Source organism: Curtobacterium sp. MCPF17_003 (assembly GCF_003224385.1).
Taxonomy (GTDB): Bacteria; Actinomycetota; Actinomycetes; order Actinomycetales; family Microbacteriaceae; genus Curtobacterium; species Curtobacterium flaccumfaciens.
In genome coordinates this window covers 280,727-291,826 of sequence record NZ_QKLC01000002.1, presented here as the reverse complement: position 1 = coordinate 291,826, position 11,100 = coordinate 280,727, and the positions used below count along the sequence as shown (strand labels likewise).

The 11,100-nt window shown below is 72.3% G+C and carries 9 protein-coding genes and 1 pseudogene; 5 read left to right on the top strand and 5 right to left on the bottom strand.

The annotated features are described in order from the left end of the window. Positions 1-445, top strand: a pseudogene (locus tag DEJ30_RS18055) (hypothetical protein); the annotation flags it as partial. Next, positions 430-1,398: a glycoside hydrolase family 16 protein gene (locus DEJ30_RS03970; protein WP_110859133.1), complete on the top strand. Its 969-nt coding sequence runs from the start codon at positions 430-432 to the stop codon at positions 1,396-1,398. The pseudogene DEJ30_RS18055 and the gene DEJ30_RS03970, both read left to right, overlap by 16 nt. A gap of 114 nt (positions 1,399-1,512) precedes the next feature. Here the strand turns inward: DEJ30_RS03970 and DEJ30_RS03965 are convergent, their stop codons facing one another. The 4 genes from DEJ30_RS03965 to DEJ30_RS18050 form a co-directional block, all read right to left on the bottom strand. After that, positions 1,513-2,724 (bottom strand): glycosyltransferase family 4 protein, encoded by a 1,212-nt coding sequence (locus tag DEJ30_RS03965; protein WP_181419992.1) that lies wholly within the window; start codon positions 2,722-2,724, stop codon positions 1,513-1,515. Beyond that, entirely contained in the window at positions 2,721-4,277 is a 1,557-nt protein-coding gene (locus tag DEJ30_RS03960) for a lipopolysaccharide biosynthesis protein (protein WP_110859131.1), read from the bottom strand. The genes DEJ30_RS03965 and DEJ30_RS03960 overlap by 4 nt, the downstream gene beginning before the upstream one ends. Continuing rightward, positions 4,274-5,206: a beta-1,6-N-acetylglucosaminyltransferase gene (locus DEJ30_RS03955; protein ID WP_110859130.1), complete on the bottom strand. Its 933-nt coding sequence runs from the start codon at positions 5,204-5,206 to the stop codon at positions 4,274-4,276. The genes DEJ30_RS03960 and DEJ30_RS03955 overlap by 4 nt, the downstream gene beginning before the upstream one ends. A gap of 114 nt (positions 5,207-5,320) precedes the next feature. Then, positions 5,321-5,494: a hypothetical protein gene (locus DEJ30_RS18050; RefSeq protein ID WP_181419991.1), complete on the bottom strand. Its 174-nt coding sequence runs from the start codon at positions 5,492-5,494 to the stop codon at positions 5,321-5,323. A 157-nt stretch (positions 5,495-5,651) separates the two neighbouring features. Here DEJ30_RS18050 and DEJ30_RS03950 point away from each other — a divergent pair, with 157 nt between their 5' ends. Further along, positions 5,652-6,962, top strand: a complete 1,311-nt coding sequence (locus tag DEJ30_RS03950; RefSeq protein ID WP_110859129.1) for a glycosyltransferase family 2 protein — start codon at positions 5,652-5,654, stop codon at positions 6,960-6,962. An 85-nt stretch (positions 6,963-7,047) separates the two neighbouring features. Here the strand turns inward: DEJ30_RS03950 and DEJ30_RS03945 are convergent, their stop codons facing one another. After that, positions 7,048-8,376, bottom strand: a complete 1,329-nt coding sequence (locus DEJ30_RS03945) for a glycosyltransferase (RefSeq protein WP_110859128.1) — start codon at positions 8,374-8,376, stop codon at positions 7,048-7,050. Between the two features lie 295 nt (positions 8,377-8,671). Here DEJ30_RS03945 and DEJ30_RS03940 point away from each other — a divergent pair, with 295 nt between their 5' ends. Continuing rightward, a complete protein-coding gene (locus DEJ30_RS03940; protein WP_110859127.1) occupies positions 8,672-9,949 on the top strand; it encodes an ABC transporter substrate-binding protein in 1,278 nt (425 codons plus the stop codon). 108 nt (positions 9,950-10,057) lie between these two features. Beyond that, complete coding sequence (locus tag DEJ30_RS03935) at positions 10,058-11,083, top strand: carbohydrate ABC transporter permease (protein ID WP_110859126.1); 1,026 nt, start codon at positions 10,058-10,060, stop codon at positions 11,081-11,083. The last annotated feature ends 17 nt before the right edge of the window (positions 11,084-11,100 follow it).

The following is an 11,100-nucleotide window of genomic DNA, read 5'->3' as shown; positions in this document are numbered from 1 at the left end:
AGATGTGTATAAGAGACAGGGCCTGCGGGACGTCACCGGCTCGGCGACCCCGACGGCGATCGCCGACAACCCGGCCGACGGCCAGACCGTCGCGAAGGCCGTCGACGGCGTGGTGTCCGGCCACCCGGTCGACCACACCGCCGAGTGGGCCGTGCCCTGGGGACGGACCGGCATCTGGATCCAGCTCGACTGGGCCGCCCCGGTCGCGCTCCAGCGCATCGTCCTGCACGACCGTCCGAACAGCGACGACCAGATCACGAGCGGCACGCTGACGTTCTCGGACGGCAGCCAGGTCGCCGTGGGCGAGCTCCCGAACGACGGCAGTGCCCGGACGGTCGACTTCACCGCCCGGAACGTCACCTGGGTGCGGTTCACCACGACCGGGGTGTCGAACAGCACGATCAACGTCGGTCTCTCGGAGGTCCGCGCATGGGCAGCTGGGTGACCCCGGACGAGGACGGCCCCCGCCCGGTCGCCGAGCAGTCGGCCGCCGCGCACGGTGCCGCACCCGCGCACGGCCTCGGCGCCTCCCGCCACCGCACCCCGCTCCGGACACGAGGACGACGGGTCGCGATCGTGGCCGCGGCCCTGGTGGTCGCGGTCGGTGCCGTCGCAGCGGCGACCACCGGCACGACGTCCGTCGGTCCCGGACCCAGCGGGGTCGCGATGCCGACCGGCGACGGTGACGGCTGGAAGCGGGTGTTCTCCGAGGACTTCGACGACACCACCCCGTCGGGCGGGTTCGAGGCGGCCTACGATGACCGGTTCACCGTCTACCACGGCTTCGCGGACACCGCGGGGACCGGTCGGTACCAGGCGTCCACGCTGAGCGCCCACGACGGGATGCTCGACATGCACCTGCGCACGACGAAGGCGGGCACCCCGCTCGCCGGCGGGGTCGTCCCGCTCGTCGACGGACGATGGGGCGGTCAGACCTCCGGGCGCTACAGCATCCGGATGAAGAGCGACGAGGTCGACGGGTACGGGGTGGCGGTGCTGCTCTGGAGCGACGAGAACGTCTGGGCGCACGGCGAGATCGACTTCCCCGAGGGTGCGCTCGGTGCGCCCGCCTGGCTCAACGTGCACTGCCTGGTCGACCCGGCCGAGAAGTGCATCCACCACGAGACCGACGCGTCGCTGGCTGACTGGCACACGTACACGATCGAGTGGACGCCCTCGCGGATGTCGTTCCTGGTCGACGACGAGGTCGTCGGGAGCACCACGCAGGACATCCCCGTGGAACGCATGCACCTGGTCGTGCAGACGGGGTCCCTCGAGGGCCTGCCGCCCCGGGACGCCGCCGGGTCGCTCCTGGTCGACTGGATGACGATCGACGTGCCCGCGGACGGCGAGAGCCCCCAGGCCACGCTGCCGTCCACGGAACCCACCGCCGGCTGACGGCGCCGAGCCCGGCGCGGACCGACCCCGTCGAGCCCGCAGCGCCTCGGCGCACACCGGCGCGCGCCGGCGCCATCGAGCCCGGCGCGCACGGACGGCGCCGGGCCGACCCGGTCAGCGCCGGGCGTGTGCCAGCAGTGCCAGCAGCAGCGCTCGCACGTGCGGCTCGCGCCCGTAGCGGTCACGAACCCACGCGCGGCACCGTGCGGCGAGGGACGGGTCGAGTTCGGCTTCGTCGAGGGTGTCGAGCAGCTTCTCCGCCAGTGCGTCGGGGTCCGCCGGGTCGACGGTGTACCGCGCCCAGTCACCCGACAGGATCTCCCCGGTGCCGCCCGATGCGGCCGCGACGACGGGACGGCCGGCGGACATCGCCTCGACCACGACCCGCCCGAACCCCTCGGGCTCGATGGACGGCGCCACCACGACGTCGGCGGCGTGCAGGAGCGGGACGACGTCGTCCCGCTCGGGGAGCACGAGCACGGAACCGGCGGGGAGCGCGTCGATCGCGGCGTGCACGGCGTCCGCCTCCTCCGCGTAGAGCGCACCGGCCAGCACGAGGAGCGGCGCGGGCGCCGCGGGACCGGCCACGGGGGGAGTGGTGACCGGTACGCGTGCCGCAGCGGCCGTGCGGACGCGACCCCACGCCTCCAGGAGGGCGAGCACGCCCTTCGACCGGGTGAGCCGACCGTAGTAGAGCACCGTCGGGGTGTCCTCGGCGATGCCGAGTGCCGCGCGGGCGTCGCGCACCGACGCCGGGGTCGCGGCCGGGAACGCGTCGGTGTCGACGCCGTTCGGCACGATCGTGATGCGGTCCGTCGGCACGCCGGACTCCGCCCAGGCGCGCGCCATCGCGTGCGAGACGGCGAAGTAGCGGGTGCGGCCACCGGCGATCGGTCCGAGCCGCCGGTAGTTCGGCGCGTGGTGCAGGTGCACCGCGAGCGGGACTCCGGAGACGAGCGATGCGACCCGGCCGAACGGCAGGTACTCGGGCCGGTTCAACCAGAGGACGTCGAGGTGCGATCGTCGGATCCGCAGCCCCTCGCGGGCGAAGCGCCAGGCGTCGCGGAGCGCGGTCGTGATCCCGAACCGGTAGTCGGTGGCCTCCACCAGCTTCACGCCCATCGCCTCGTAGGGCGGCGGGCCCTCGGCGGCGCGCGGGGACTGGGCGTTCCGGTGCCAGACCTCGACCTCGTGGCCGGCGGCGACGAGCTCACGGGTGTCCTCGAGCACACAGCGTTCGAGTCCGCCGGTGATGGCGAGTCCGGTCACCAGGACGCCGACGCGGAGTCGGCGGGAGCCGTCGTGTGCAGCCTGTCGCGGTCTCACGAGACACCACCCCTTGCGGTCTTCAGTCGGCGGAGGAACCAGGGGAGGCAGGCGACCACCCCGGCGATGCGGACCCAGTTCCAGAGGACGTCCTGCGGCAGGAGCAGGGACGCGGCGGCCACGACGAGCGCGGCGAGGGTCGTCAGGACGATCCGGGGCCCGGGCCCGCGCCACTCACGGCGGTCGGGCAGGGCCAGCAGCTGCATGGCGGCCAGGATCGCGTAGGCGACCACGGTGGCGAGGCCCGCGCCGGCGATGCCGAGCACGGGCACGAGCACGAGGTTCGCGCCGATGTTCACGGCGCCCGCGACCGCGGCGATCACCCCGACGGCGACACCGCGGCGTTCGACCAGGAGCAGGCGTCCGGTCGCGCCGCTGGCGACGACGGGGAACGCGGTGATCGCGACGACGAAGACGACGACCGAGAGCTCCTGCACGCGGTACGACGCCGGGGCGAGGATCGGCAGCGCGACGGGTGACACCAGGGTCACGGCGAGCAGGACCGGTCCGAGCATCTTGTACAGCTCGTCGCGGGAGTGCATCGCGAGCTGCCGACGGGCGACCGGGTCGCGGAGGGCGGCGAAGTGCGGCGCCCACGCCTGGTTGGTGAAGGTCAGGAGCAGGATGACGGCCGAGCCGACGACGTAGGCGATCTGGTAGCGGGCCACCTCGTCCGGGCCGAGCAGCCGCTGGACGACGATCCGGTCGCCGGCGTTCAGCACGAAGTACGACAGGTTGCCGAGGGCGATCGGCACGCCGAGGCGGAACGCCCGTGCCGTGGTCTTGCGGTCGAACAGGCCGGCGAGACGCGGGCGGGTCGCCGCGACGCCGATGACCATCGCCACGCCCTGGGCGACGACGCCGCCCCACGCGTAGGTGGTCGCGTCGGCCTGCACCCAGGTGAGGAGCCCGAGGCCGATGACCGAGCCGCCGATCGAGGACAGCAGGCTCGTGACCGCGAAGACCCGGATGCGGTCCTGGGCGACGAGCAGCGCCAGGGAGATCTGCACGATGGCGGCGGGGCCGGTCCAGAGCACCGCGACGAGGAGCAGCGGGTGGTTGCCGACGAAGCCGGCGGCGTCGGCCCAGACCGGGATCGTGGTGAGCGCCGCGACGGTGACGACGATCGCGGTGACCATGCCGACGGCGAGCAGGCCGCGCGCCCGGCGGTCGTCGCCGTCCTCGGCCCGCTGCAGCACCGACGCCTGGTCGATGCCGAGGACGGCCAGGACGACGAGCGCCTGGTACAGGGCGATGGCCGAGGCGAGCACGCCGAACTCGGCCGGCGGCATGAGGTGTGCGAGCACCGGGGAGATGAGCGACGAGACGACGAGCTGCATCGACCAGACGACGACGTACAGCAGGCCGCGGCCGAACAGGACGGAGGCACCCTTCCGCACGGCGACCGACCCGGTGTCGAGCGACTCGGGCACGGGTGCGATGGGCTCCGGGGCGATGGCCTCGGGTGCGATGGGCTCCGGGGCGATGGGCGCGGGTGACTCGGCCTCGCGCGCGGCGCGGGCCTCGCGGCGGGTCTGCGGGGGGAAGCTCACGGCGCGACCACCCCTGCCGCGCCCTGCCGCGCCGTCGCCGTCGCCTCGCCCTGGCGCAGCCCGAAGGCGGCGTCCACGACGTCGAGCAGGTCACCGCTCCGGTCGGTCGAGAACTTCCGCGCGAACAGGTGCTGCACCTCGACGTCCGCGTCCGTCCGACGCTCGAGCAGCTGCCCCGCGTCGGCGACGGTCAACCACGGCGGGCTCTTCCGCGCGGTGCCGTCCCACCCGATCCACCAGAGCGGCTGGGAGACGTGCTCGTCGGCGAACCCCGGCGTCAGCGACGGCGAGTTGAGCACCGACGGCACGAAGGTCTCGTCGGCGACCCAGGTGCGCTGCCAGAACCGGACCAGGTCGGGGCGCTGGTCGACGGTGTCCACGACGGCGGCGGCGTGCCGGCGGGCGAGGACCTTGAGCTGCGAGCCCCCGGCGAAGGAGACGTTCGCCGGCACGCGGCGGGGGACCGGCAGCCGGAGCATGTGCTTCCGCCACGCCCAGTGCCGGAACCGGATGCGGGAGATGCCGCCGTCACGGCCCCACGGCGCGAACGGCAGCGGGTTGACCGAGATGAACGACTCCTCGCGGTGCGCCTCGAGCAGGGTCGTGATCTCGGCGGGGTTCGCGAGCGGGTAGTCGCTGCCGGTCAGCACGGCCACGTGCGAGGCGTCGGTCTCGGCCAGGGCTGCCCGGTAGCCGGACACCTCGGCGGCGACGTTCTCCCAGCGCGCCCAGCCGGTCCGGATGCGGGGGAGCAGCCGGACACGGTCCGGCAGTCCGTCGGTCATGGCGCGGAACACCGTCTCGGGGGTGCGCGCGTCGCAGTGCAGGAACACCGGGAACGGGTCGAGCGCCTCGACGAGTCGGCGCACGTGTGCCGGGTCCTCGTGGGCGAGGACGATGCACGCGGGGACCGCGGGGGAGATGGCCATGGACGCGACGCTAACCGCGGCGTTCCGGGGCCGACAAGGCGACCCGTGCCCGTCTGCGGGGAAGCGGCGGTTTCCCGCACCGCCCCCTGATCGATCAGTGCTCGAAGCGCCTGATCAGCGCTTCTTGCGGAACTTCTGGCAGTCGCAGAGGGCGCAGTCCGTGCCCGGACGGTAGTGCTCGTGGGCGTCCTGCACGTGGCCGCAGACGCAGGTCACGGAGTCGACCACGAAGACGCTCTGTTCCGAGGGGAGCACGGCGCCGAGCTCGTCGGCGGGGCCCATCGACATGCGTCCTCCTCGTGCCCGGCGTGCTGCCGCCGAGTCGTCCTCACGATCCTACCGTCCAGGGGCGTGTGCTGGCGGCAAACCGCAAGTCGGACGACCGTCGCCGCAACCGCGGGCGGCCGCCGTTGACCCTGCAGCGGCCCCACCGGAGCATCGGACCATGACCGACCAGCAGGCCACCACCACCCGCGTGCTCACGCTCACGCCCGCGATGCCGTCCCCGGACGTGCCCGCCTGGGCCGGCGCGGCCTGGGTCGGCGCCGTCGACCGGCAGGAGGCGCTCGCCGCGTCCGCCGTCGAACTCGCCGGCCCCACCGGCTTCCGCCGCGCCCGCCTGCTCGTCCGCGACGGACGCGAGATCGCCGGGTTCGTCGACGTCAGCGTCGACGCGGACGGCGGCGTGGACCCGGCCGAGCTGGGACCGGCCCTGCGCGCCCTGCGCACCACGGGCCTCCCGGCCGCCCCCGCGGGGACGCCGGTCGGACGCATCTCCGTCGTCATCGGCACCCGCGACCGGCCCGAGGACCTGCGTCGCTGCGTGCGCTCGGTGCTCGCGTCCGAGCACGACGACTTCGAGGTGCTGGTCGTCGACAACGCGCCCACCACCACCGCCACCCGCGACGTGGTCACGTCGCTCGCGGACCCGCGCCTGCGGTACGTCCTGGAGGCCCGACCCGGCGTCTCGCGCGCACGGAACGCCGGACTCGCCCTCGCGTCCGGGGCCGTGGTCGCCTTCGTCGACGACGACGTGGTCGTCGACCGGCACTGGCTCGCAGCGCTCGCCGACGCCTACGCCCGCGACGCGGACGTCGTCTGCGTGACCGGCCTCGTGCCCAGCGGCGAACTCCGGACCCCCACGCAGCGGTACTTCGACGAGCGCGTGACCTGGGCGCGCAACACCGACCGCCGGGTGTTCCGCACGTCGGCGCCGCCGGCGGACCTGCCGCTGTTCCCGTTCTCCGTCGGCGCGTTCGGCACCGGTGCCAACATGTCGCTCCGTCGTTCGGCCGCGCTCGCCCTGGGCGGGTTCGACGTCGCGCTCGGCCCGGGCACCCTGGCCCGCGCCGGCGAGGACCCCGACCTGTTCACCCGGGTGCTGTTCTCCGGCGGCGCGCTCGCGGTGGAGCCGTCGGCCGTCGTCTGGCACAAGCACCGGCCGGACCGTGCGGCGCTGCGCTCGCAGGCGCTCGGCTACGGCACCGGCCTCGGTGCGTGGGTCACGAAGCTCATGCTGCGACCGCGCACCGCACTGGCCGTGCTCCGTCGGGCGGTCGGGGCGCTGCGGCAGCTCGGGGCGCTCGGACAGGGCGGCGGCGGCGCCGATGAGGTGTCCGCCGCGGTGGACGCCGTCGGCGGGTGGCCGGTCGACGACGCGTTCCGCGAGGCGACGGCCGGCCTCAAGCGCGTCGAGCTCGTGGCGGCGCTGGGCGGACCGTGGCGGTACGTCGTCGGGCGGTCGCGGCGCGGGTGACCGCGGTGCGGGCGACCGCACTCCGCGTGCACCGATCGCACCGCGCGTACCGCACGCACCGGGACGGACGTCTCCTGCGCGCCGCCTAGGGGCGGAAACGGCCCTCCTCGACCTCGCGCCAGAACCGACGGCTGCGGAAGTACGCCGCCGGACCCGCCGGGAAGCCGCGGAACTCGTGGTACGCCAGCGAGCGCGGGATCCGGGTCGTGGAGGCCTCGGTGATGCTCTCGGCCGCGGCGTCGCGCCGGCCGGCCAGTCGTGACACCAGCTGCTTCAGCTTGATCTTGCCTGCCCGGGGCATCAGCCGCGCGAGCACGAGCGCGTGCCGGCGGTCCTTCGCGATGAGCTCGCACATCAGCGCCGTGAACCCGACGCCGTTCGAGTGGAGCTGCCCGTGCAGCCCGGCGAGGTCCTGCCGGTGCCGGTGGTGCACGACCGCGCGGGGTTCGAAGCCGATCCGGCCACCGCTCCACAGGATGTCGATGAAGATCGCCAGGTCCTCGCCACCGCGGGCGGGCACACCGGCACCCAACACGGGGTCGAACCCGCCGACGGCGTCGAACGCCGAACGTCGGACCGCCCAGTTCGCGCCGGCACCGTAGCCGCCGATGCCGTACACGGCGAAGTGCTTCTGCACCGAGCCGTCGGGGCGGACGGCCCGGGCCTGCGCGTGACGCATGACCCCGGGGACGTCGTCCGGCACGATCGTCACCGGCTGGAAGGTGCGCTCGCCGCTGAAGCCGCCGTAGTACGCCTCGTACCAGATCTGCGCGGGGGTCTCGAGCTCGACGGGCAGGATCATCCCGGTGACCGCGGCGACCTCGGGCTCGCGGACGAAGCGCGTGCCGATGGACCGGAGCCACTGTGCGTCGACCCGGACGTCGTCGTCGGTGAACGCGATGATCTCGCCGTGCGCCGCGGCGACCCCGGCGTTGCGACCGGCGGAGCAGCCCGGACGGCGTTCGGTGACCAGCCGGACGTCGCGGCCCTCGAGCAGCCCCGGCAGGGCGTCGACCTCGGGCAGCTTCACGCGGTTGTCGACGAGGATGACCTCGTACCGCGGGTAGTCGAGGTGCTCGAGGAAGTCGAGCAGCTTCCGGATGTCCTCGACCCGGGTGACGATGGTCGACACGACGATCGAGATGAGCGGGAGGTCGAGGTCGGGGATCGGGGTCTCCGTCGCACCGGAGGTCCGTGCGAGGCCGTCCACCAGGGGTTCCATCGCGCGGGCGGCGTCGGCCGGGTCAGCGGTGAGCAGCACGTCGAGGGTGGTGACGGGGAAGCCGTCGCGGTAGCCGACGACGAGCGCGGAGGAACCCGACTCGTCGGCGACCAGGCGCGGCAGCGGTGCGTCGAGGTCGACGCTGACGACCCGACGGGGGCCGGGCACGGTGACGGAGGATTGCAGGGTCATGGTCGGGACGCTACGACCGCCCGCGGTGTCCGGACAACGGACCGGACCAGCAGTGGCGGGGTTCGTGCGGGGTTCCGCAGTGCGGTGCGTGTGCCCCCGACGGGGGTGAGCGCTCACCCAGGAAGCCACGGGAACCTCATGGGTCACGCTCAGGTCACGGAACCGATGCAACCGGTTGCGCTCCCGCTGGACCGGGCGTAGCTTCCTCCTCCAGCAGGCAGTGTCGCCTGCTCCAGGCCAGCGGTGTCGTGATCCGACCGAGCCGTCCTGGTGATCTCAACGAGGAGACAACGCTGTGAAGACAACACGCGCCAGGGTGCGGTTCGCGTCCGTTGCGGGGGTCGCGGTCATCGGGCTCGTGCTGACCGGCTGCTCGAGCGGCAGTTCGGCGGACGACGACGCCAAGAGCGGCCAGGACAGCCGCGGACCCATCACCTACGTGCAGGGCAAGGACAACTCGAACGTCGTCCGTCCGCTCATCGCGAAGTGGAACAAGGCCCACCCGGACGAGAAGGTCACCTTCAAGGAACAGTCCGACCAGGCCGACCAGCAGCACGACGACCTCGTGCAGCACTTCCAGGCGAAGGACGAGAACTACGACGTCGTCGACGTGGACGTCGTCTGGACCGCCGAGTTCGCCGCGAAGAAGTGGCTCACCCCGCTCACCGGCGACATGGAGCTCGACACCTCGAAGCTCCTGCCGTCGACGGTGAAGACCGCCACCTACAACGACACCCTCTACGCCGCACCGCAGACCTCGGACGGCGCCCTGCTCTACTACCGCAAGGACCTCGTCAAGACGCCTCCCACCACGTGGAAGGAGATGATGGACGACTGCAAGATCGCGAAGGACGCCGGCATCGGTTGCTACGCGGGGCAGTTCGCGAAGTACGAGGGACTCACCGTCAACGCCTCCGAGGCGATCAACGGCTCCGGCGGTTCGGTGCTCAGCAACGACGGTGCACCCGACGTCGACACCGACAAGGCGAAGGCCGGCCTGCAGAACCTGGTGGACGCGTTCGAGGACGGGAACATCCCGGCCGAGGCGATCACCTACCAGGAGGAGCAGGGCCGCACCGCGTTCGAGGACGGCAAGCTCCTGTTCCTGCGCAACTGGCCGTACGTCTACAGCCTCGCCAAGACCGACGGCTCGTCGAAGGTCAAGGACACCTTCGGCATCGCGCCGATCCCCGGTGCCGACGGCGTCGGTGCCTCCACGCTCGGTGGGCACAACGCGGCGATCAGCGTGTACTCGAAGCACAAGGCCACGGCGCACGACTTCCTCGAGTTCCTGACCTCGGACGAGACGCAGAAGTTCTTCGCGACCCAGGGCTCGCTCGCCCCGGTCGTCGGTGACCTGTACACCGACCCCGAGCTGACGAAGGAGCTGCCCTACCTGCCGACGCTGCTCAAGTCGATCGAGTCGGCCGAGCCGCGCCCGGTCACGCCGTTCTACCCGGCGGTGACGAAGGCGATCCAGGACAACACCTACGCGGCGCTCAAGGGATCGAAGTCGGTCGACGAAGCCATGAAGGACATGCAGGACGCCCTCACGGCCGCGACCAGCAGTTGACACACAGCGGCTCACGCCGCGTCGGAGGGGAGGCCCGTGGCGGGTCCGCCACGGGCCTCCCCTCCGTTCCCACCTGTGTTCCGACACCCCCGGCAAGGAGGCCGACACGTGTCAGCAGCAACCGAGATCCCCGCAGCCATCCCGAACCCGACCGGGCTCGAACCGAAGCGCCAGCGGCGCAAGGGCGGACTCAACGCCGAGCACGGCCGCTGGGCCGTCTACCTCATCGGCCCGACGATCGCGCTCCTGGCGGTCGTCATCGGGTACCCGTTGGTCAGCGCGATCATCCAGTCGTTCCAGCTCGACCAGGGACTCGACAAGGCGACCGGCCTGTTCGTCGAGGGCGGCTTCGCCGGCGTGACGAACTACGTGCACTGGCTCGGCCAGCGGTGCGGTGAGGTCACCTGCCCGCCCGGCAGCCTCGGCTCGCAGTTCTGGGTGTCGATGGGCAACACGTTCTTCTTCACCGTCGTCACCGTGCTCGCCGAGACGGTGATCGGCGTGTGGATGGCCATCATCATGAACCGCAACTTCAAGGGCCGCGCCCTCGTCCGTGCCGCGATCCTGGTGCCGTGGGCGATCCCGACGGCCGTCACCGCGAAGCTCTGGTACTTCATCTTCGACGCGAACGGCGTGCTGAACCAGGTGATCGGCCACCAGATCCTCTGGACCAGCGGCGAGTGGGCATCCCGGTGGGCGGTCATCATCGCCGACACCTGGAAGACCACGCCGTTCATGGCGCTGCTCATCCTGGCCGGGCTCCAGCTGATCCCGGAGGAGGTCTACGAAGCCGGGAAGATGGACGGCGCCTCGACCTTCCAACGGTTCGTGCTCATCACCCTGCCGCTCATCAAGCCCGCGCTCATGGTCGCGATCCTGTTCCGCGTGCTCGACGCGCTGCGCATGTACGACCTGCCCGCGATCCTCACCGGCGGCGGCGGTGGTTCCGGCAACGCCACCACGACCCTGTCGATCCTGGTCGTCGAACAGATCCGGCAGGGCTTCAACTCCGCGTCGGCGCTGTCGACACTCACCTTCCTGGTGATCTTCGTCGTCGCGTTCCTGTTCGTGCGGTTCCTCGGCGCCAACGTCGTCCAGACGCAGGCCGCCCAGCAGAAGGGTGAACTCAAGTGACGCTCGCAGCAGACCGT